Raw genomic sequence first — 23,557 nt, 5'->3', positions numbered from 1 at the left:
TTTATATTATGAAGAAATTAATCCTCAGTATCCTGGCATTCAGTCTCGCTACAACTGCTTTGCCACAACAGGTAAAAGAAATAGAAATCCTTCCCAATGAAAAATGGTGGGGAGGAGCTACCGACCTCGGCAATAAAATGCCTTTCTGCGATAACACAACAGAAGCCGACCTGCAAACCCAGAATTTTAATAACCAGACTACCCCGTTACTTATCTCGAATAAGGGGCGTTATATCTGGTGTGACGGTCCATTCCGGTTTCAACTGAGAGACGGCAAAATCCGCATAGAATCCGCCAGAGGAACAATAGAGCACGCTACCGCGGGAAACACATTAAAAGAGGCTTACCTGGCCGCTTCCGGAAAGTACCTCCCACCCACCGGTATATTGCCGCCCGAACTGTTCTTCTCAAAACCGCAATACAATACCTGGATAGAGCTTATATATAATCAGAATCAAGAGGATATCCTGAAATATGCAAGAAGTATTATCGACAACGGATTTCCTACCGGCATACTGATGATTGACGATAACTGGCAAAAAGATTACGGAAACTTCAACTTCCGCCCGGACAAGTTTCCGAACCCCAAAGCAATGGTTGACGAACTTCATGCCATGGGATTTAAAGTGATGTTATGGGTAAGTCCGTTTGTGTCACCCGATAGCGAAGAATTCAGGTATCTAAAGACAAAGGGATATCTGGTAAAAAGAAAAGGTAGTGACCAGCCGGCAATTCTCGATTGGTGGAACGGTTCCAGTGCCTGCTATGACCTGAGCAATCCCGACGCTTATAACCATTTACGGAGTACGCTCAAGAAAATGCAACAAGACTATCATATCGACGGTTTCAAATTCGATGCAGGAGACCCGGAAAGATATCCGGAAAAAGAGGTAGATGTTTTCGACCGCCAATCGTATGATACCGAACAGACTTATTTATGGGCCAAGTTGGGGCTCGAATTTCCATATAACGAATTCCGCGCCTGTTGGAAATTAGGCGGCCAGCCTTTAGTGCAACGCCTGGGCGACAAGAAATACTCATGGGACGGAGTGGCAAGTCTGGTACCCTCAATGATAGCCGCCGGTCTGTTGGGATATTCGTATGCCTGTCCCGACATGATTGGAGGCGGAGAATATTCCAGTTTTCAGGGTATTGATGCGTCCGGTTTTGACCAGACATTGATTGTACGTTCCTGCCAGATACATTCCATGATGCCGATGATGCAGTTTTCGGTAGCCCCCTGGCGGATTCTAAATAAAGAGAACCTGGAAACGTGCATCAAGTATGCCAAATGGCATGAGCAACTGGGTGATTATATACTCTCACAGGCAAAAAATGCCTCTATTACAGGAGAACCCATTGTACGTCACATGGATTATGCCTTCCCTAATCAGGGATTTGAAGAATGCAGGGACCAGTATATGTTGGGGGATAAATACCTGGTAGCCCCCATTATGTCCAGCGGCAATACACGTACAGTAAAACTCCCCAAAGGTAAATGGAAAGATGATCTGGGAAAAGTCTATAAAGGAGGTAAAACGTATACCCTCGATGTCCCTCTTTCACGGCTTCCCTGGTTTGTAGAAGTTAAATAATCCCGAATATTCACACTTCATATATAGTATCCCATGAAAAGACTCTTCTTATCTCTTTTTTGTATTCCGGCTCTGTTATTGACTTTCTGCAATGACAAAGTAAACTCCAAAGAAGAAACAGAATCTCCCGCTTCCAGTACGCCGGATCAACTGGAGAAAGTAACATACCAACCCTCGGAGGAAATAATTTGTAACCCGGAGAGAGGATTCTTCACTCATCAGGAATATGCCACGGACAATAACCACTCCATTACCCCCGCCTTCTTGAAAGAATGTCGGGAGAAAGGCATGAGCCTTATATTCACCGCCTACTATATGAGAGATTTCAAAGATAAGTTGATCTCCGAAGAATATCTGCAACGGATACGCAACAATATGCTGGCTCTCAGAAAAGGAGGAGCAAAATCCGTATTACGCTTTGCATATACTTCGTCCGAAAACGAGAAGCCATGGGATGCTCCCTGGGAACTCACGGAACAGCATATCCAACAACTAAAACCTATTCTGGAAGAATTTTCGGATGTGATATGTGTACTCGAAGCCGGATTTGTCGGGGTATGGGGAGAATGGTATTATACCGACCATTATAACTACCAGCCTAAAAAGGGAGAGTATGCTCCCCGCCGTAAGGTACTGGATGCCCTTCTGAAAGTAATGCCCAAGGACAGAATGATAAGTGTACGGTATCCGGTAGCCAAGTTATTTACTTTCAATATTAACTACACCGACACCATTACCAGGAAAACGGCTTATAATGAATCCGACTTATCTCGTATAGCTTTTCACAACGACTGTTTTCTGGCCGACATAGATGACATGGGAACTTTCGGAGAGAATCCTGATTACAGAAAATTCTGGGAATGGGAAACAAAATATGTAGCCATGGGAGGAGAAACCTGTAAACTGTCGGAATATTCGAACTGCGAGAATGCTGTAACAGACTTTGCCAAATACCATTGGTCGTATATTAATATTGATTATCATCCCGCAGTCATCAACCAATGGGAGGACGAACAATGCATGAAGGAAATACAAAAGCGTTTAGGTTATCGCTTCACTCTCTCCGAAGGATATTTTACTCCCAAAGGAGAAATAGGTTGTCCTTATGAAGTGGTGTTAAAGTTACAGAATACAGGTTGGGCTGCCCCATTTAATCCGAGAGATGTCGAGATTGTATTTGTCCACAAAAAGAAGAAAGAGAACAAGTATAAGATCAAACTTAAAGAAGATCCGCGTTTCTGGTTTCCGAATGAGCAGATTACCATTCAGGCTCGATTCGGACTACCGGAATCAATGCCAAGCGGTGAATATGATATTTATTTGAATCTTCCCGACCCCAGACCAACCATTTCGGCACGTTGGGAATACAGTATACAATTAGCTAACAAAGATGTATGGAACAAACAATACGGATATAATAAAATACACAGTACAATGTTGGTTACTAATTCAAATAAAGCATCTTTCGTTGGAGAAAGTTTAGAAAATTTCCAAGTAAAATAATTCAAAGGAACGTCTTCTTTGAGGGAAAAAGAAAAGGCAGGCAAAAACGATACACTCACAAAGTTTGTCGTTTTTGCTTTTTTAGGTACTTTTGTAATCGAAAAAACCAAAATGCAGTATCTGCAAAAGAATTATGAAACATCCTCTTGACCTGTTCCAATATTGTCCCGAATGTGGTTCCTCTCATTTCGAAATCAACAATGAAAAGTCCAAAAAATGTACAGATTGCGGCTTTGTCTATTATTTCAATCCATCTTCCGCTACCGTGGCTCTAATCCTGAACGACCAAAACGAGCTGCTCGTCTGCCGCCGTGCCAAAGAACCTGCCAAAGGTACGCTCGACCTTCCCGGGGGATTTATCGACATGAACGAAACCGGCGAAGAAGGCGTAGCCCGTGAAGTATTGGAGGAAACCGGATTGAAAGTGCAACAAGCCGTCTATCAATTCTCACTTCCCAATATTTACATCTATTCCGGTTTTCCCGTGCACACACTTGATATGTTCTTTCTTTGTACCGTAGAAGATATAAGCCACTTCTCGGCAATGGATGATGTATCAGATTCTTTCTTCCTGCCTCTCTCCGAGATCAATCCGGAAGATTTTGGACTGGATTCTATCCGTCGAGGACTTAAAAAATTCTTATCCGACAGATAATTCGTTAAAATATAACAAATTACGGAAACATATCCCCTTCCATTCTGTCTAATATTTTAATGAGCTTTAAATTAACAGCCATTAAAATACGTTATTGGAAGATATATAGTACTTTTGCATAAACACCCTATTATGAAAAAAGAAATTACTAGACTCATTTGTGCGGCTATCTGTTGCGCACCAATTATAGGATTTGCCCAGACAGGTGATAAATTCACTTCAGCTGACAACCTCTATAAAGAAGGGAAAGAACTTTTCCAGGAAAAAAATTATGCCGCTGCCCTGCCGGCACTAAAGGCATTTGTAAAGCAAAAGCCAACAGCCAGCCTACTCCAAGATGCGGAGTATATGTTGGTCAGTTCAGCTTACGAGTTGAACGACAAGAACCGTATCGAATTGCTCCGCAAGTATCTCGACCATTATCCCGATACTCCTTATGCCAATCGTATCTACTCGTTACTGGCTTCCTGCTACTTCTACGAAGGAAAATACGATGAGGCTATGGCACTCTTCAACTCTACCGACCTCGATTTGCTAAACAATGAGGAACGGGACGACCGCACTTATCAACTGGCTACCTGTTATCTGAAAACAAACGATTTGCGGGAAGCTGCTATCTGGTTCGAAACCTTACGTGCCAACAGTCCCAAGTATGCAACAGACTGTGATTACTATATTTCTTATATCCGTTACACACAGAAACGCTATAACGAAGCATTGAAAGGTTTCCTGCCGCTACAAGACAATGCTAAATACAAGGCACTCGTCCCTTATTATATCGCCGAGATTTATGTACAGCTCAAGAATTATGATAAGGCACAAATCGTAGCACAGAATTACCTGTCGGCTTACCCGAATAACGAGCACGCCGCCGAAATGTACCGCATCCTAGGAGATGCCTACTACCACTTCGGGCAATATCCCCAAGCCGTAGAAGCATTCAGCAATTATCTGGACAGAGAGCACGCCGTCCCGCGCCGTGATGCCCTTTATATGCTGGGACTTTCTTACTATCAAACAAAAGTTTATTCCAAAGCAGCAGAGACGTTAGGCAAAGTAACCACAGAAAACGATGCCCTTACACAGAACGCTTATCTGCACATGGGACTTTCCTACCTGCAATTGGCAGAAAAGAACAAAGCGCGTATGGCTTTCGAACAGGCTGCTGCATCCAATGCCAATATGCAAATCAAAGAACAGGCAGCTTATAACTATGCGCTTTGCCTGCACGAAACTTCTTTTTCTGCCTTCGGCGAGTCTGTCACTGCTTTCGAGAAGTTCCTGAATGAATTTCCGACCTCTCCATACGCCGAAAAAGTAAGCAGTTACCTGGTAGAAGTTTATATGAATACCCGCAGCTACGATGCCGCATTAAAATCTATCGACCGGATTGCCAAACCGAGTGCCCAGATACTGGAAGCCAAACAAAAGATATTATTCCAGTTAGGTACACAATCTTTTGCCAACGCCGACTTCGAACAGGCTCTTAAATACCTGAACCAGTCTATCGCTATCGGACAATACAACCGCCAGACCAAAGCAGACGCTTACTACTGGTGTGGAGAGTCATATTATCGTCTCAACCGAATGGTAGAGGCAGCCCGCGATTTCAACGCCTACCTGCAACTGACCACCCAGCCCAATAACGAAATGTACGCGTTGGCTAATTACAACTTGGGCTATATCGCTTTCCATCGGAAAGACTATACACAGGCAAGCAACTATTTCCAAAAATATATCCAATTGGAAAAAGGAGAAAACACAACGGCGCTTGCCGACGCTTACAACCGTATTGGTGACTGCCACCTCCATGTACGTAACTTTGAAGAAGCCAAACATTACTATTCGCAAGCCGAGCAAATGAATACTCCTTCAGGAGATTATTCTTTCTATCAACTCGCTCTCGTATCCGGCTTACAGAAGGACTACACCGGTAAAATCACTTTATTGAACCGTCTGGTCGGCAAATATCCCGCTTCACCTTATGCTGTAAACGCCATTTATGAGAAAGGGCGTTCCTATGTGCTAATGGATAACAACAATCAGGCTATCACCTCCTTCAAGGAACTGCTGAACAAATATCCCGAAAGCCCGGTCAGCCGAAAAGCTGCCGCAGAAATCGGTTTGCTGTTTTATCAGAAAGGAGATTATAACCAAGCGATCGAAGCATATAAGCAAGTTATCGAGAAATATCCGGGCAGCGAAGAAGCACGCCTCGCCATGCGTGACTTGAAGTCTATTTATGTAGACTTGAACCGCATTGATGAGTTTGCCGCTTTAGCGAATGCCATGCCGGGACATATCCGTTTCGACGCCAACGAACAGGATTCGCTTACGTATACCGCTGCCGAAAAGATTTATATGAAAGGCAGAATGGAAGAAGCCAAAACAAGCCTCAACAAATACCTGCAGACTTTCCCCGAAGGAGCTTTCAGTCTGAATGCACATTACTATCTCTGTCTGATCGGCAGTGAACAGAAGAATTATGATATGATTCTCCTCCACTCCGGCAAGTTATTGGAATATCCGAATAATCCATTTGCGGAAGAAGCACTTATCCTGCGGGCGGAAGTACAGTTTAACCAACAAAATACGGCAGAGGCACTGGCAAGTTACAAAATGCTGAAAGAGAAAGCAACCAATGTAGAAAGACGCCAGCTTGCCGAAACAGGTATCCTGCGTTGTGCCTTCCTGTTGAGAGACGATGTGGAAACAATCCATGCCGCTACCGATTTACTGGTAGAGCCCAAGCTTAGTCCGGAACTAAGAAACGAAGCGCTCTATTACCGTGCCAAAGCTTATACTAACCAAAAAGCTGGCAAGAAAGCAATGGACGATTATCGCGAATTGGCTAAGGACACACGTAACCCTTACGGTGCCGAAGCGAAATATCAGGTTGCCCAAGGGCTTTACGATGCCAAAGAATATGCTGCTGCGGAAAAAGAACTTCTCAACTACATCGAACAGAGTACCCCTCACGCTTACTGGCTGGCACGCAGCTTTGTCCTTCTATCCGATGTTTATCATGCGACAGGCAAAGATCTGGACGCACGCCAATACCTATTGAGCCTGCAACAGAACTATCAAGGTAACGACGATATTGAGAGTATGATTGAAAGCAGACTTCAGAAACTGAAAACTGAAAATTGAGAATCTAAAAAACAGAAATGATATGAAACGAGCTTTTTATATAATAGGAGGACTTACACTGGCAATCTCAATACCGTCAGCTCTTCAAGCCCAGACTACCCAACCCAAAGATACGACCATGAACCGTACTGTCGTTGTGGAACAAGAATATAATCCGGATATTATGGACGCCTCGAAAGTGAACGTCCTGCCCAAAGTGGAAGAACCGACAGTCAGCAAGAAAAATGTGGAATACGCCACGACATTCTTTCCGGCGACCTCCGTTCCAGCAGGTCTGATGCGCCCCTATACCGGAAAAGAAACACAACCCGGCAGCACTCCCGGATATGTGCGTGCCGGTTATGGCAATTACGGCAATCTCGATGTACTCGCCAATTATTTATTCTGCTTGTCTGATAAAGACAAACTGAATGTACGCTTCCAAATGGATGGGATGGACGGTAAACTGACCATTCCTTTCACCGACAGCGAGAAATGGAATGCATTCTATTACCGTACACGTGCCAACGTAGATTATACACACCAGTTTAACAAGCTGGATTTGAATATTGCCGGTAACTTCGGACTGAGTAATTTTAACTTCAAACCGGGAAGTGCGAACAGCAAGCAAAAGTTTACATCCGGAGATTTTCATGCCGGCATTCATTTCATCGATGAAACCGCTCCCCTGCGTTTCAATGCCGAGACGAATCTGTTGATGTACGAACGTCAGCACAATATGCTCAATGAACATACAGACAATACATCGCTTAAAGAAACAATCATACGTACCAAAGGAGATGTCACAGGAGCGATCAACGACCAGCAATCGGTTACTATTGCATTAGCTATGAACAATTTCTTATACAGCGGATATACAAAGAATATCTCCACTGGAGATGAATACTTCAAAAATTATACAACCCTCCTTCTGAATCCTTATTACGAACTGGATAATGATGACTGGAAATTACACGTCGGCGCCAATGTGGACTTATCTTTCGGATTCGACAAAACATTCCGCGTATCACCGGACATCACTGCACAATACATATTCTCTGACAGCTATGTAGTTTATGCCAAAGCAACAGGAGGGAAACTTCTCAATGATTTCCGCAGATTGGAGAGTATTTGTCCTTATGGCGAACTACCGGACGCCTATCTCTCTTCCACCTGGGGATATGTGCAACGTCCTTACGATACATACGAACAAATTAATGGTACGCTCGGATTCAAGGCCAGTCCTTATCCGGGAGTATGGTTCAATATATACGGAGGCTACCAGAACTTGAAAAATGACTTATCTTATTCAGCTTTCGGAAGAGCGAGTGTTACCCATTTCGAATCTTATCTGAATTTCTCGCAAGATAATACAGACAATCTTTATGTCGGAGGTGAAGTTAGTTACGACTATAAAGAAATCGTGTCTTTATCTGCCAAGTACACTTATCGTAAATGGGACAGCAAAACAGAAGAATATCTGTTGGCTGTAAAACCTGCCAGCGAAATGTCTTTCAACGTTCGTATTCATCCGATTTCCGCCTTGAATATCAATCTCAGCTATGACTACATCAACAGGGAAGAAGTGGAAGGATACGCAAAAATGGCTGCTATCAATGATTTGCACATTGGGGCAAGCTATAATGTGTTCAAAGGAGTATCGGTCTATGCGCAAGTACACAATCTGCTGAACAAGAAGTATCAATACTATTTAGGTTATCCTGCCGAAGGATTCAATTTCCTAGGGGGCTTGAGTTTCCGGTTCTAAAGTCAGCAAAAAGATAAATCATAGCAAAATAAATCAGTTCCGGCTTAATCTATTACACACGCCAATGTAGTCAGATTAAGCCGGAACTAGTTTTATCAATCAGATTTTATCTTTCTAATCTATCGCAAAAATACTTTAATTATTTTATTCAGCCTTTATATATACTACCGAACGTCCTGTCCCATACTTTCTCAAAATACCTTGCCCAATAAAAGTATTTATATCTTTCAATGCCTGTGTTTTTGTCTTTCCGACAAGTGAAGCATAATCCTGTCGGTTAATACACGGATTCTTCACACGAAAGGGAGAATGATAACGTTGCAATACCAATTCACTCTCAATATCCTTCTTAAACTGACGGTTTATTCTCAAATTAATGTCTTTAAGAGATACTGATGGTGAACGCAAGGCTTTTGGCTTAGTCACTTCTTTGTCCACACTCAAAGAAAGAGTAAAATAGCCAATATCACCCAATTCAACGGAAAATCCTTTCAAAAGCAAATGCCGTAATTCTTTCGAGATAGCTTCTATGATACCCACCACTTGCGCATGAGGCATATGCTGAAATGCTACAACTTGATCTGCAATTTCTTCGGCAGTATAACTACCCTTCAATACCACACGTGCATGTAAAGGCAACACTTCCCCTTCCTTGTCAGGATTAGGTGTTTCGTAAAGGTCATAATTAACACTCATTACTCATTTGTTTTTCATTGGGGAAGATTATTCTTTTCATCCTCATATACTATTTACTTCATTGGCTAGTCAGTTTTCGTTCAACAGTTGTTAAACGAAAACTAAAATACTAACGAGATAAATGTACGTAGAATATACAGACATTAATCTATACTAACCAACATTTTATTTTATCCGATAGGTTTTCCTAGTGAATGTAAACATATTTACCCACAACTTCAAAAGTGGCTTCCTGTACTATCACAAAGCGTTTTATAGCATTTTGTGCACCTTATTTGGAGAATATTGCACATCTGTTTTCCACACCTCATCTAACTTTGCAGTATTGTTAAAAGCCAACAAATCCATTAATTGTTGACCTTACTTCAAATGAAGCAGATTATTAACTTAACATATTATTAATCTTTCATTATTAACCTAATTAAATTAAACAGTATGAGAAACGCGCGTAATTTAAGATTCCGTTTTCTTATTATGTTTCTTTTGTTCATACCAATGATGTATGCCTTACCCCCTGAAGGTATTACTATCAAAGGTAAAGTAACGGATGAAACGCTCAAAGAAGGTGTTCCCGGTGCTAATGTAACTGTAAAAGGTACAAGCATAGGAGCTATTACAGATTTCGACGGCAACTTTACAATCGTCGTTCCAAACAGAAAGTCGGTGTTGAGTATCTCCTTTATCGGGTATGTAACCCAAGAAATAGTAGTGGGAGACAGGAAATTTATCACAGTCACCTTGAAAGAAGACTCGCAGAACCTTGGTGAAGTAGAAGTGGTAGCTATCGCCTACGGTAATCAGGACAGGAGAATGCTTACGAGTGCCGTCTCCTCTATTGACAACAAGGAGTTGATAAAATCACCGGCAACAAGTATCACGAACATCCTTGCCGGTGCATTGCCAGGGGTATCTTCAGTACAGACTACCGGACAACCGGGTAAGGATGCCGCCGCCATTTACGTACGTGGTGTCGGTTCATTGAATGATTCACAGTCCAAGCCCTTAATTCTGGTAGATGGTGTCGAACGTGCCTTTTCACAGATTGACCCGAATGAGGTAGAAACTATCTCCGTGTTGAAAGATGCCTCTTCTACCGCAGTGTTCGGAGTAAGAGGCGCGAATGGTGTCATACTGATTACTACCCGTAGAGGTAAATCGGGAAAGACACAAATATCCGCCAGTACCAAGCTAGGATTGCAGCAACCCATTTCACTGGTAGAGCAGACAGGCAGTTACGAATTTGCACGGTTCTGGAACATGAAGCAGGAAATGGATCATGTCACCAATCCCAAACTTTACTTTACTCCGGAACAGATAGAGGCTTATCGTACAGGCTCCGACCCTATCATGTACCCTAACATGGATTGGAAGAAGTATATCTTCCATAATCTCTACCTCCAAAGCCAGAACAACGTCAACATTTCCGGTGGTAACGACAATGTACAGTATTTCGTATCGGTAGGTTATACGTATCAGAACGGACTACTGAAAGAACTTCCCGGACAGTTGTATGACAACAACTACCGCTACAACCGCTATAACTATCGTGCCAATATCGACGCGAACCTGACCAAGACCACTACCATGAAATTGGGTGTAGGCGGTGTGCTAGGCAAGATACAAGAACCACGCGACGTTCAGTCGGGTACAGGTAACGACCCGAATGCTTGGGTGATAGCGCAAATATGGTCACATCCTTTTGCCGGACCGGGGTTTATCAATGGAGTACGTACATTGGTTCCCGATGACCTGGTACCCTTAGGAGAAGTAATGCGCGATGGTATGTTCGTATTCTACGGAAAAGGATACAACCAAACGTATGACACGACGTTGAATATGGACGTGGACATCACACAGAAATTAGATTTCGTCACTCCGGGACTGAGCGTTTCCGTCAAAGGAGCCTACGACAATCAATTCAAGTTATATAAGGAACGTGCTGGAGGAGCCATAGAATCACAAACAGTATACTACCAATCATATTTCGACTCGAACGGGAATATGCCCCAGACCGATCCCGATTACGACAAGACACATATTTTCGTACCTTCCGGCAGCGATACTCCGCTGACCTATTCGGAAAGTAGCGGACGAGCACAAAATTGGTACCTCGAGGGACGTATCAACTATGATCGTATGTTCGGCGATCATAAAGTGTCCGGACTCATCCTGTACAACCAATCACGCAATTACTATCCGGACAGCTACACTTATCTGCCGCGCAACTATGTAGGACTGGTGGGACGTGCCACGTATGCCTATCAAAGCAAATACCTGCTCGATGTAAACGTAGGGTATAACGGCTCGGAAAACTTTGCTCCGGGTAGCACACGTTTCGGTATCTTCCCTTCTTTCTCAGCTGGCTGGATAGCCACTGCCGAGAAATTTATGGAAAACCAGAAAGTAGTGGATTACTTAAAGCTCAGAGCTTCCTGGGGACGTGTAGGTAACGACAAAGGCGTAAATTCCCGCTTTATGTACATGCCTGCCGTATGGGGTGGCTCAGGAAGTTACAGTTTCGGTATTAATAATCCCATATCCCAATCGGCAGCCGCCATCTCAAGTATGGGTAATCCGGAAGTGACTTGGGAAACTGCGGAGAAACAGAACTACGGTATCGATCTTAAGTTCTTCAACAGCCGCCTGTCTGCAACTTTCGACTATTTTATCGAACACCGCACGGGGATTCTTATTTCTCCAGAATCTACTCCGAGCATTATCGCAACCTCTCTGCCTAACCTCAATATAGGTAAGGTAAACAATCACGGTTACGAAATCTCTTTGGGCTGGCGCGACAGGATAGGTAAGAATTTCGGTTATTACGTAGATGCCAACGTCTCCTTTGCCCGCAACAAGATCCTTTATATGGACGAAGTACCCAAGCAGTTCTCTTATATGAACCATACCGGCGGTTCTACGGGACGTTACAGCGGATTGTACAACTTTGTCCGTCTTTATCAGTACAGCGACTTTACTACCGGTGCCGGTGGCGAGTTAGTTTTAAATCCGGAACTTCCGCAACCCTCCGTGAAGGTATATCCGGGCGATGCTATGTACGCTGACCTCAACGGTGATCATGTCGTAGACGGTAATGACAAATGTGTGACCGGCTTTGCCACCCGCCCGGAATATGTATTCGGCATGAACATGGGTTTCAACTGGAAAGGCTTTGACCTCTCCATGCAGTGGGTAGGCTCCAAGAACGTCAACAGAATGTACGAAATCGAATACCGTATCCCGTATACCAATGCAGGAAAGCGCGGTCTGCTAACCTACTTTTATGATGGTTGTTGGACAGAGGAGAACCAATTGGGTGCTGTCTATCCGCGTGCATCGGAAACTTCGGAAAGCTGGAATTCCGAGCCCTCTACTCTTTGGCTGGCAGATGCTTCTTATCTCCGCCTGAAAAGTCTGAGCCTCAGCTACACGCTCACCGGAAAAAAATTCTTGAAGAAACTGGGACTTACTTCACTCGGATTCAATTTCAGCGGTTATAACCTGCTGACTTTCTCACCGCTTAAATACCTTGACCCGGAAAGTAACCCTGACAACTATGGAGAGTATCCGCTGATTAAGGTGTACAGCTTTGGTTTAAATCTTAACTTCTAAAAGAACAACTTTATGAATAGTATATTAAAAGGATTCATGGCACTAGGATGCCTGCTAATGGCTTCTTCCTGCTCTGAAATCAGTTTCGGAGATAAATTTCTGGGCAATCAGCCTGAAAGTTCCGGAGCAACCACCAAAGAGATGTTTTCTTCGAGAATAAATGCCGAAAAGGTGCTGACAAAAGCATATACCGGATTACCTTACGGGCTGCCCACCACTTCCGACTGGAAGTTGGGTGTGAACATCCTCGAATCTCTCACTGACTTATGTTACAGTTTTCGAGACAACATCAACGACGGTCCTCTAAAACTTTATTATAACGGCGCACTCAGTCCCACCAACGTTCCCCGAAGTGCAGCCTACCGTTATGGAAGTAAAGCCGACTGGACTGCCATCCGCTACGCCTGGTGCTATATCGAGAATGTAAAAGATGTGCCCGATATGTCGGAAAGTGAAAAGAGCCAACGTATCGCTGAAGCGAAAACCGTTATAGCCCTTTGTTACTTCGAGATGCTTCGCTACGTAGGCGGCGTGACGTGGATAGACCACTATGTAGACGTCAACGAGGAGATGAACTTCCCCCGCATCACATTCGCCCAAACCGTGGAGAAGATTGTAGCTTTGCTCGACGAAGTCATCAACTCCAACTTAAAGTGGAAACAGGATGACGCGGATGACGGACGTATGACCAAGGCGGGAGCTATGGCACTGAAATTCAAAGTACTGCAATGGGCTGCCAGCCCCACTTTCAACTCTGACAAGAAATGGCATCCCCAAGCGGACGAATATACCTGCTACGGTAACTATAGCGCCCAGCGTTGGGAAGCTGCAAAGGCAGCAGGCGAGGCTTTCTTTGCGGAAGTGCAAAGACAAGGCGGATACTCGCTGATCCAGCCGGAGGAAGATACTCATCGGGCAAGACGTCTTGCCTACCGCCGGGCATACTATAATCGTGGCGGTACGGAAATACTGATCTCTACCCGTCATGGATATGATGTCAACACTATTTGGGAGTATATCGACAGCCGTCCTTGGGGGTATCTTCCCACATTAAACTATGTCGATATGTTCTCTTGGGCGGACGGAACCGATTTTCCGAAAGACTTCAACTGGCAGTCTCCTTCCCGTCAGCCTTTCTTTACCGTGGGTGATATGGAACCTACCCGTGACCCGCGCCTGTATGAAAATGTGGCTTGTCCGGGAGACACCTATTGCAATGGAACAGTCGCCCCTGTCCATCTCAATCATCCCAACTACAAAGCCGGTAGCGGATTCATGACCATGAAGTTCATCTTACAAGAGAACAGTGACCGTGAAGGGCCGATACAGTGGCCTCATACCCGTCTGCCGGAAATCATGCTGGGATATGCGGAAGTACTCAACGAAGTGAATAAACGTCCGAACGATGAAGCCTACAAGTTGGTGAACGATGTACGGAAGAGAGTAGGTCTCTCCGAACTTCCCAAGAACATGAATTACGATGAGTTTCTGGAAGCCGTACTGAGAGAAAGAGCACTGGAATTGGGATTCGAAGAGGTACGTTGGTTCGACCTTGTGCGCAGAGGTCGTGAAAACGATTTCAGAAAGCAACTGTACGGACTGCGGAGCAGAGGTAACGACCAACACAATCCCACAGCGTTCACTTTTGAGAAAGTAGAATTAAGCGACCGCTATTGGGTAGACAGTTGGGATACCAAATGGTATCTGGCTCCGATACCTCAAGACGAAATCAACAAGAGATATGGAATGACCCAAAATCCGGGTTGGTAAATTGATACGCAAACTAATATTCTATTGAACAATGAATAAAATAAACTATATATTAACCACTCTACTCCTGGGAGGTGCGGTAGTTCTGAACGCGCAGACACCAGCAACGGTATCGGATATGCAGCTGGCTGACACCTTGAGCGTAGGATACCGTATAAACGTATCTTCCCAGACCAGTAGTTATTCTGTCAACGGAGTCAATGCTTCTGCATTCGAAAAATCTCCGCATATAGACATCAGCAAAGCACTATATGGGAAAGTAGCCGGTCTGAACGTATATCAAGGCGCAGGCTCGTCAGCCGACAACGTTTCTTCTCTCTCCATACACGGTCATGCTCCGTTAGTGTTGATCGACGGTTTTCCTCGCGACATCACCGATATTAGTTCTATGGAGATTGAATCGTGCTACGTACTGAAAGACGCCGCTGCTGCTGCCCTCTATGGTATGCGCGGTGCTAACGGTGTAATATTGATTACGACCAAACGCGGCACAAGCAATGGACTAAAAGTAAAGGTAGACTATAACTTCGGCGTTAACACCCAGTTCCGCTCTCCTGACTTTGCAGACGCCTATACGTATGCGAACACTCTCAATACCGCACTGAGTGGAGACGGTCTGTCCGCACGCTACAATATCCGGGAATTGGAGGCTTTCCGTACAGGTATTTACCCATACGACTATCCGAACGTAGACTGGTGGGAAGAAACGTTGAACAAAACCGGATTTACACATAACCTAAAAATGGCTTTCAGCGGAGGTGGCGAAAAGTTCCGTTTCTATACCGTAGTAGATTACTATCGTGACCGTTCGATGCTGAAGAAAAATACGGAAGACACACGTTACGACACCACGCCCACAGATACACGCTTAACTGTGCGTACCAATCTGGACGTGAACGTGACTAAAAGTACTTATCTGAAACTCGGAATCGCCGGAAAACTGAAAGAACTTCGGGGAACCCGTTACGGGCGTAACGCTATCTTCAATGACATTTACGGCATTCCTTCGGCCGCATTCCCCATCCGTCATGAAAACGGCATCTTTGGAGGAAGTTCAGTCTATGGAGACAAGAACCCGGTTGCCTTACTGAAACATTACGGACATATCCGTAATGTATACGGAAGCCTGCTCGCCGACTTGAGCGTCCGCCAAAAACTGGACATGCTGACCAAGGGATTGGCAGTCGAGGCGGCTATTTCTTTCGATAACATCGGAGGAATGTATGAAACCAGCAGCAAAAGCTACCGTTATATGAACAGCGGAGCCAGTATTTCCGACGATGGCACATTGATAACCACTCCTACTATTTGGGGCACAGACTCCGAAACCTTGGGACACAGCCAGCCTTTTGAAAACCTGTTGTTCAGAAGCAACTTCCAGGCAAAAGCGGACTATAGCCGTACCTTTGACAAACACCGGGTAGGAGGAGCATTGATTTACGACATGCAGTCAGTAAATAGAAACGGCAGAAACAATTCACAAAAAAATCTGTCAGTTTTAATGAATGCCACCTATACTTACGACGACCGTTATACCCTTAATGCCGTATTCAACCGTTCCGGTTCGGCATATTTGCCGGATGGAGACAAATTCGCGAACTATCCTGCCATATCTGCCGCCTGGATCGTATCCAACGAAGCATTCATGGAGAAAATAACTCCGATTAATATCTTCAAGATTCGTGCCTCCTATGGTCTTTCCGGTTGGGATGGAAACTTGAGCCACGAATTATGGCGCCAGTCATACGGTTATGCTGCAGGTTACAACTTCGGCGAAAACGCCGGAAGCGTTTCAGGAGGTAGCGAAGGTAACTTGCCGGTAGTCGGATTGGTAGCGGAGAAATCCCAAAAAGCGACTTTCGGATTTGATCTTTCCGCTCTCAACAACCGGTTAAATGCTACTGTGGAAGGTTTCTACGAGAAACGTTCGGATATACTTGTGTCCGGCGCCAATTCCACGTCCGGCATCATCGGTGTCACGGTGGGGCAAGTAAACGAAGGAATCTATAAATACAGAGGATTTGATGCCTCTTTGAACTGGAATGACAAAGCCGGTGATTTCCATTACAGTATCGGAGCAACCATGTCGTACTTGAACTCGGAAGTAGTCAATGTAAACCAAGCCTATCAAGAGTATGACTACTTGTACACCAAAGGCAACCGTGTGGGACAGATGTACGGTCTGGAAGCAATAGGATTCTTCAACAGTCAGCAGGAAATCAACAACAGCCCGCAGCAAACATTCTCAGGCATCGCTCCCGGTGACGTGAAGTATAAAGACCAAAACGGTGATAACCGCATTGATGAAAAAGATGTGGTAAAAATGTTCGGTTCCTCACTACCACGTTTCTACTTCGGATTCAATCTGAATTTCTCCTATAAAAGATTCGAACTCTCTGCCGACTTCCAAGGAATGACCGGTGTAACAGTCTCTCTACTTGACAGCCCGCTTTACCGACCACTTGTGAACAACGGAAACATCTCGAACACTTTCCTGAACGAGGAAGTTTACTGGACACCGGAGAACAAAGCCAAAGCTACTATGCCGAGACTGACTACACAGGAAAACCAGAACAACTACCGTGCCAGTTCATTGTGGTATCGTGACGGTTCGTTCCTGAAATTACGGAACCTGCTGGTAGCTTATACATTTCCGAAATCTCAGACCCGTTTTGCCGATTTACAAGTATTCGTGCAAGGCACTAACTTGTTCTCGCTAGATAACATCCATTTTGCCGATCCCGAACAACTTGGTATCGCTTATCCGTCTGCAAGGAGCTATTGGGCGGGTGTGAAACTTAATTTTTAATGTAAAGTAAATGAACATTATGAGAACCAAATACATCATCTTAACCGTTTTGTCTTCGTTGAGCCTTGCTTCGTGCAATTATCTCGATTTTGATGAAACAAACGGTTTGAAGACAAAAGAAGACATGTATAAGTATTTCGGTACAAGCAAAGATATGCTGTCCCACGTATACTCATATATGCCGCAAGGATATGCGTATTTCGCAACTGAAGGAATCTTTTCCGAAGAGAGTTATTCCATGCGTGACTGTGCCTCAGACGACGGTGAGTTCGGAGCTTACGCCGCCAACATCCAAAACGCGAACAACGGCAATTGGTCACCCATCAAAACGTATGATGACGCTTGGACGCTCTATCGTGGCATCCGTGCCGCCAATAGTTTTCTTACAGAGATTGCACAAGTGGACTTCTCGCGTTATGAACACGACGGACAATATCAGAATTGGATGAAGCAATTGAAATACTTCCCTTACGAGGCCAGAGTGCTGCGCGCACACTACTTTTTTGAGCTGGCACGCCGCTATGGTGATATCGCCATGCCATTGGAAGTGCTTACAGAAGAAGAAGCGAACACTATTGGTAAAACACCATTTGCCGAGGTGATTAATTTTATTGTCAACGAATGTAACGAGGCTGCTAACAACTTACCGGATGATTATGTAAACGAACCGGAAGCGGAGATAGGCAGAGTAACCAGAGGTTTTGCAATGGCGGTGAAATCAAAAGCATTATTATATGCAGCCAGCCGCTTACATAATCCTTCTATGGATACCGAATTATGGAAGCAATCCGCCAAAGCTGCATTGGACATCATGAATACAGGACTTTACTCCCTTGACGGTCAAGAGAGTGCCAACAACTTCGCATCAAAAGAAGTGGTACTGATGAGACTCAATGCTGAAGCTACAAACTTCGAGAGATATAATTTTCCTCTTCGTTTCACTTACGGGGCACGCACTTCCATGATTGCTTACGGCAACTTCCCGTCACAAAATCTGGTGGACGCCTTTGAAACCGCCAACGGTTATAGAGTGACACTGGAAAATACCGGTTGGGTTTGCGATGACCCCGATTTCAATCCGCAAGCTCCTTATGAAAACCGTGACAAACGATTCTATCGCACAATTCTCGCCAATGGCATGACATTTAAAGAGAGTACGGTAGAAACGTTCAAAGGAGGTGTTGATGATGGTATTGTGTCAGAAGGAGGTTCGCCCACCGGTTATTTTCTGCGCCGGTACATTCAGGAAGGTACCAGTTTTGAACCGGGCAGGGAATCAGCCAACAAGCACTATTGGGCAATTTACCGTTATGCGGAAACCTTGCTCACCTATGCAGAATCCATGGTTAACGCTTTCAATGATGTCGACTACACTGATGAGACTTATGTGTATTCAGCATTGTGGGCTATCAACGAAGTAAGAAAGAATGCCGACATGCCGCTACTTACTTCTATGGGAAAAGAAGAATTCTTGGAACGTCTGTACAATGAATGGCGCGTAGAATTTGCCTTCGAAGATCACCGTTTTTGGGATGTACGCAGGTGGAAAATAGCTGATACTACCCAGCGCGAACTGTACGGAGTGAAGATTGAAAAACAACAGAACGGCACACTGAGTTTTTATAAAAACCTTTATGAAAGCCGCACATGGAGAGACTGCATGTATCTCTATCCTATACCTCAGAGCGAGCTGTACAAAAATACAAACTTAAATCCTCAAAATGCAGGATGGTAATTTATTGTCTAATCTAATAGTAAATATGATATATGAAAAAGTTATATAACAACACATTATTGCAACTGATTCTTGCATTGTGCACATTCAGTTTCGTAGCATGTCAGGAGTTCGATATCGACTCACAGCCGGAAGGACCCCTCAACATCCAGATAGATGCACTGGAGGCTTATACCGCTTTGGCAACTTCTCCCAGCAACATCGTTTTTAATATCAGTTCAAACACCCCTTGGACAATCGAGAGTAATCAACAGTGGTGCAAACCCACTCCCACTATGAGTGCAACAAGTTCACTGGTTTCGGAGATTGTAGTAACTCTCGAAAATAATGTGGGAAAACAAATGCGTACAGCTCAACTGTTCATCAAGGCTGAAGGCATTGAGGGAACTAAGGTAGTGACTATCGAACAAGCTTCTAAAGAAGACTTGGTAGTAATTCGTCCTACGGATATCGTTCCTACCGAAGGAGGCATGGTTTCATTTAATATCATTTCCAATAAACCGTGGGAAATCATTACTACGACTCAGTTCCTTGAGAATATCGATAAAACATCCGGTACGGGAAATGAGAACGGTGAGAAAGAGAACATTACAATTACTGTCCCCAAAAATACAGGAGCAATAAGAAGTGCGGAAATCACCGTGAAAACGGCTTTTCAGGAGGAGACATTCACTATTACCCAAGATGGTATTGTGATTGAAACCAAGAATGAAGAAGATGCTGTTAACACAATGAGCGGAGAAGGTGGAGAGAAAACAATAGAAATCAACTCTAGTGTAGAATGGAAAATAGAAATTCCGACTGAATACAAAGAATGGCTGAGTGCAGAAGCAGACGGCAATCGGTTAAAACTGTCTACTACGTTTAATAATTTATTCGTTCCGCGTACCGGACACATCTTACTGTATCCTAAAATGAATGTTCCGGGATTTGAAGGCGTGCCTATTGAAGTGACACAACCCAGAAATATGTCTCTAGACAGAGGAGAGGAGACCGTAGATCCGGTGACAGGATATACTACTATCCAAAGTAAAGGCGCAGCCAGATTTGTATCCAATTTTGGATTCAGAAAAGGAAAAGTTGCTTGGGAGTTTGACAAAGTGGATATACCGGACAGTAATGGAGCAATCGAACTTAACGGAGATACATGGACTTGGGGAGATGGCTCCGGTTATATCAAAGCCTGGTTGAGACCGGAAAGTTCAGAGATGACTTCAAACATTGATGCATGGGACGGAGCTTACTTTAAACTACAAAACTTTAATATAAACATCAATGACGTTAAATCTATTGCCATTGAAGCCAAAGACGATCCGGAAAATGAAGGCAAAATATGTCTAATACTTTACGTCAACGAACAAGAGGTAGCACGGATGAAAAATAAGACGGACATTTATGCGGTCAATCCGAATTTCCGTGGACAACAGTTCTACTTCGGATTTGAAAGTGAAACAGACCAGATTTGTACAATGACATTCAAATCTATCAACTTTGAGTCTTATGAATAATACTAAAAACATAAAGTGAATATGAAATCAATTATACATAAAGCAATATACTGGGCTTTACCGCTTTTGACATTGCCTACAACTGGTTTACTGTTGCAGAGCTGCGAAGAGGACAAAGCAGAGAAGTGGGTCGACTTGCGTTATAGAGTAGAAGACTCTTACGTGATCCAAGCCTCCAACCCGGAGCCTTTCTCTTTCGAAGTCAAGTCTACTGACTCATGGGAAGTCTTCGGAAAATATGACTGGTATACCCTTTCACCCTCAACGGGTGAAGCTGGTAAGACCTATACTGTAACTGTTGCCTGCAAAGAGAATACCGCACTGGACGACCGTATAGATACCATTCACATCAAGAGTGACTATTGGACAGGCAAACGCTTTGTACTCACTCAGAAAGGTACTGCCTATCTGAATGTAGAGGACGTAGAGATGATTAACCAAGAAGGCGATGCTATGACATTCAATGTGCTCAGTAACCAGAAGTGGAGTGCTAAGGTGACAGAAGGTGACATCTGGCTTTCTATCCGAGGTAACGACGGGAAGATTGAAGGCGAGCAAAACGGACAGATTACAGTAGAGGCTACCCCCAACACAGGTGAAATGAGAACGGGTGTAGTAACCATTTACGACCGCCACGGAAAAGTTGCCATGGAAGTGAAATGCACACAAGACGGCGTGCTGCTGACACCGGAAACACCAGTGAACGGTAAGTGGTTTGCCATCTATGAGCAAGAGCAGGAGCTCAAAATCTCCATAGAATCCAATGCAGAATGGACTGTTTATAAAGAGAATGAACTGGACGATACATGGTACGATTTCGAGAAAACTTCTTTCTCCGGTTCTGAAGAACTGGTAATCAAAGTATCCGAACATACGGGGTCCAGCGTTCGTACGGGAACAATCATACTGGCAACCAAAGCCGCCGAAGGCGCTACACCGCTGACCAAGACCGTGAAGTTCAAGCAGGCCAATCCCAAACGTCCTGAGGTACACAACATGGATGTTACGTTAGGTACTCAATATGGTCCCGGCAGCTTGATGCCCGGACGTTACAACTTCTACTTCGAACCTTTCAATGCCAACTTCGAACTCTTCTTTATGTGGGGAGATGTGGAACTTCGTTTCCATGTCAGTGACAATATAACCCTCCTAAGTACGAGACCTTGGTGTAGTGATGTGTTCGATGATAGATCTGATTGCCGCCACACTGTAGATTCCAGTCAACCCAATGTACTGTCGTTTGAACTCCAAGAGAGCGTAACACCTACCGGCAGCTGGCTCTACACCGAATGGATACTGAACAATAAGATAATCGCCAAAGCAACCAGCGATGGTGTGAGCGATGCAGACGGAACAGGCGACACGTGGAAAGTGCCATTCTCGCAACTTAGCTCCGGCGGAACTTTCCTTGTCAGAGCAACAAGCGGCAGTCTCGTATTTACTAAATGGGAATATGTGGCTCCGTTAAACTGGGGAGACTGATTCTTTAGTCAAAAAGTGCTTGCCCGCTTGCCAACAACAATTCGGGTAAGTGCTTATTAAACTCATAATACATAAAACCAAAAGAGTATGATGAAAAAAAAATTATTATTTATATTGAGCCTGACATTCATCGGTATTTCCTGTTTTGCTTGTCTGGACGATGAAACGAAGTACGTCACTCAAAAAAAGACTAACTATCCGCTTACAGCTTTTGCCGTAGCAGTGAATAATGTACAAACGGGTACTACCTCCTATTATCACGGAAAGATAGACCAGACCACCCACAAGATAGAAATCGGAACCATCGAAAATGCGAATGTCATCACCGGCGTGGATTATACATTGATGGACGGAGCGAGCATTTCACCAGACCCCGCTACCTTTATACAAAACTGGCAGAAAGAGCAAAAGGTGACTGTCACCACCGCGAACAATCAGTCGACTACTTATACCATCGTACTACCGAAGTATGACGAAACGTTGAAAGACATTATCTTTATAGACGATTTCAACGTAAATGGCATTCCCAACCCCAACAGCTGGGTACTCTGTCAAAAATCAACATCAGACTGGTGCGACGAGATGTCCGAAAGCTACGACCAAGCATATGTAGAAGATGGCAAACTGATACTAAAGGCAGAAAAAATAGGTAATGAATATCGTGCCGGCGGTATCGAGTCAATAGGTAAGGTAGACTTCACCTTCGGGCGTGTTGAAGTCAGAGCGAGAATCCCCAGACATCCTGACGGAGCCTTTCCTGCTATCTGGCTGATGCCTCAAAAGTCTGCTCCCTTATACAGTAGTTGGCCGAATGGCGGTGAGATTGACATAATGGAGCATATCCGGCAAGAAGATGTGATTTATCAGACAGTGCATACCCACTATACCTACGACTTGAACATCAAAGATCCTATCAACTCGACATCGGTAACATGCAACTACGAGGACTGGAATATCTATGCCGTAGAATGGACAGAAGATAAAATAACGTTCTTTGTCAATGACCAGAAGACTTTCTCTTATGAGAACCTCAAGCTGGCAAATGAAGAAGAAATGAAACAATGGCCGTTCACCAAAGATTCTTCTTTCTATATCATTCTGAATATGGGACTTGGAGGAAACGCAGATTCATGGGCAGGTCCTATTGATGACACCGATCTACCTGCCATTATGGAAATAGATTGGGTAAAGGTTAGCAAACTGAATAAATAGTTTTTCTGATTAAGGTAGAACTAAGTTTTTAGGGACTTCTTAAAGGAAGAGGAATGAAAGCATAAACATACTTTATGATTTTCATT

At 44.1% G+C, this 23,557-nt stretch carries 13 protein-coding genes; 12 read left to right on the top strand and 1 reads right to left on the bottom strand.

The window, feature by feature from the left end; translation table 11 throughout:
• The first annotated feature begins 8 nt into the window (after positions 1-8).
• The 5 genes from BHV72_RS08715 (at position 9) to BHV72_RS08695 (ending at position 8,650) form a co-directional block, all read left to right on the top strand.
• Positions 9-1,595, top strand: coding sequence for a glycoside hydrolase family 31 protein (locus BHV72_RS08715; RefSeq protein WP_122264177.1), 1,587 nt, complete (start codon positions 9-11; stop codon positions 1,593-1,595).
• Between the two features lie 33 nt (positions 1,596-1,628).
• On the top strand, positions 1,629-3,098 hold the full coding sequence (locus BHV72_RS08710; protein ID WP_149921795.1) for a DUF4832 domain-containing protein: 1,470 nt from the start codon (positions 1,629-1,631) through the stop codon (positions 3,096-3,098).
• A 133-nt stretch (positions 3,099-3,231) separates the two neighbouring features.
• Positions 3,232-3,753 carry an NUDIX hydrolase gene (locus tag BHV72_RS08705; RefSeq protein WP_286855593.1) on the top strand — a complete coding sequence of 174 codons (522 nt, stop codon included), beginning with the start codon at positions 3,232-3,234 and terminating at the stop codon, positions 3,751-3,753.
• 132 nt (positions 3,754-3,885) lie between these two features.
• Entirely contained in the window at positions 3,886-6,903 is a 3,018-nt protein-coding gene (locus tag BHV72_RS08700; RefSeq protein ID WP_122264175.1) for a tetratricopeptide repeat protein, read from the top strand.
• A gap of 22 nt (positions 6,904-6,925) precedes the next feature.
• Positions 6,926-8,650, top strand: coding sequence for a porin family protein (locus BHV72_RS08695; protein ID WP_286855592.1), 1,725 nt, complete (start codon positions 6,926-6,928; stop codon positions 8,648-8,650).
• Between the two features lie 144 nt (positions 8,651-8,794).
• On the opposite strand, the gene BHV72_RS08690 is transcribed toward BHV72_RS08695, so the two are convergent.
• Complete coding sequence (locus tag BHV72_RS08690; protein ID WP_286855591.1) at positions 8,795-9,346, bottom strand: HU family DNA-binding protein; 552 nt, start codon at positions 9,344-9,346, stop codon at positions 8,795-8,797.
• A 435-nt stretch (positions 9,347-9,781) separates the two neighbouring features.
• Between BHV72_RS08690 and BHV72_RS08685 the strand changes: the two genes are divergently transcribed.
• The 7 genes from BHV72_RS08685 (at position 9,782) to BHV72_RS08655 (ending at position 23,471) form a co-directional block, all read left to right on the top strand.
• The gene (locus BHV72_RS08685) at positions 9,782-12,955 is read left to right on the top strand and encodes a SusC/RagA family TonB-linked outer membrane protein (protein WP_286855590.1); all 3,174 of its coding nucleotides are present in this window, start codon (positions 9,782-9,784) and stop codon (positions 12,953-12,955) included.
• Positions 12,956-12,967: 12 nt separating this feature from the next.
• The gene (locus BHV72_RS08680; RefSeq protein WP_005675253.1) at positions 12,968-14,725 is read left to right on the top strand and encodes a RagB/SusD family nutrient uptake outer membrane protein; all 1,758 of its coding nucleotides are present in this window, start codon (positions 12,968-12,970) and stop codon (positions 14,723-14,725) included.
• Positions 14,726-14,756: 31 nt separating this feature from the next.
• Positions 14,757-17,534, top strand: coding sequence for a SusC/RagA family TonB-linked outer membrane protein (locus BHV72_RS08675; protein ID WP_286855589.1), 2,778 nt, complete (start codon positions 14,757-14,759; stop codon positions 17,532-17,534).
• A gap of 19 nt (positions 17,535-17,553) precedes the next feature.
• Complete coding sequence (locus tag BHV72_RS08670; RefSeq protein ID WP_286855588.1) at positions 17,554-19,269, top strand: RagB/SusD family nutrient uptake outer membrane protein; 1,716 nt, start codon at positions 17,554-17,556, stop codon at positions 19,267-19,269.
• A 32-nt stretch (positions 19,270-19,301) separates the two neighbouring features.
• Positions 19,302-20,777: a BACON domain-containing protein gene (locus BHV72_RS08665; RefSeq protein WP_286855587.1), complete on the top strand. Its 1,476-nt coding sequence runs from the start codon at positions 19,302-19,304 to the stop codon at positions 20,775-20,777.
• Between the two features lie 21 nt (positions 20,778-20,798).
• Entirely contained in the window at positions 20,799-22,259 is a 1,461-nt protein-coding gene (locus BHV72_RS08660) for a BACON domain-containing protein (protein ID WP_022043265.1), read from the top strand.
• An 87-nt stretch (positions 22,260-22,346) separates the two neighbouring features.
• Positions 22,347-23,471 carry a DUF4971 domain-containing protein gene (locus BHV72_RS08655; protein WP_022043264.1) on the top strand — a complete coding sequence of 375 codons (1,125 nt, stop codon included), beginning with the start codon at positions 22,347-22,349 and terminating at the stop codon, positions 23,469-23,471.
• Positions 23,472-23,557 lie beyond the last annotated feature (86 nt).

Source organism: Bacteroides sp. 43_46, assembly GCF_001915455.1.
Taxonomy (GTDB): domain Bacteria; phylum Bacteroidota; class Bacteroidia; order Bacteroidales; family Bacteroidaceae; genus Bacteroides; species Bacteroides caccae.
The sequence above is the reverse complement of the archived record's forward strand: the minus strand, read 5'-3'. Positions and strand labels throughout refer to the sequence as shown.

Coding starts and splice junctions, on each gene's coding strand:
- BHV72_RS08715 (WP_122264177.1), top strand. CDS start 9: ATGAAGAAATTAATCCTCAGTATCCTGGCATTCAGTCTCGCTACAACT.
- BHV72_RS08710 (WP_149921795.1), top strand. CDS start 1,629: ATGAAAAGACTCTTCTTATCTCTTTTTTGTATTCCGGCTCTGTTATTG.
- BHV72_RS08705 (WP_286855593.1), top strand. CDS start 3,232: ATGAAACATCCTCTTGACCTGTTCCAATATTGTCCCGAATGTGGTTCC.
- BHV72_RS08700 (WP_122264175.1), top strand. CDS start 3,886: ATGAAAAAAGAAATTACTAGACTCATTTGTGCGGCTATCTGTTGCGCA.
- BHV72_RS08695 (WP_286855592.1), top strand. CDS start 6,926: ATGAAACGAGCTTTTTATATAATAGGAGGACTTACACTGGCAATCTCA.
- BHV72_RS08690 (WP_286855591.1), bottom strand. CDS start 9,346: ATGAGTGTTAATTATGACCTTTACGAAACACCTAATCCTGACAAGGAA.
- BHV72_RS08685 (WP_286855590.1), top strand. CDS start 9,782: ATGAGAAACGCGCGTAATTTAAGATTCCGTTTTCTTATTATGTTTCTT.
- BHV72_RS08680 (WP_005675253.1), top strand. CDS start 12,968: ATGAATAGTATATTAAAAGGATTCATGGCACTAGGATGCCTGCTAATG.
- BHV72_RS08675 (WP_286855589.1), top strand. CDS start 14,757: ATGAATAAAATAAACTATATATTAACCACTCTACTCCTGGGAGGTGCG.
- BHV72_RS08670 (WP_286855588.1), top strand. CDS start 17,554: ATGAGAACCAAATACATCATCTTAACCGTTTTGTCTTCGTTGAGCCTT.
- BHV72_RS08665 (WP_286855587.1), top strand. CDS start 19,302: ATGAAAAAGTTATATAACAACACATTATTGCAACTGATTCTTGCATTG.
- BHV72_RS08660 (WP_022043265.1), top strand. CDS start 20,799: ATGAAATCAATTATACATAAAGCAATATACTGGGCTTTACCGCTTTTG.
- BHV72_RS08655 (WP_022043264.1), top strand. CDS start 22,347: ATGATGAAAAAAAAATTATTATTTATATTGAGCCTGACATTCATCGGT.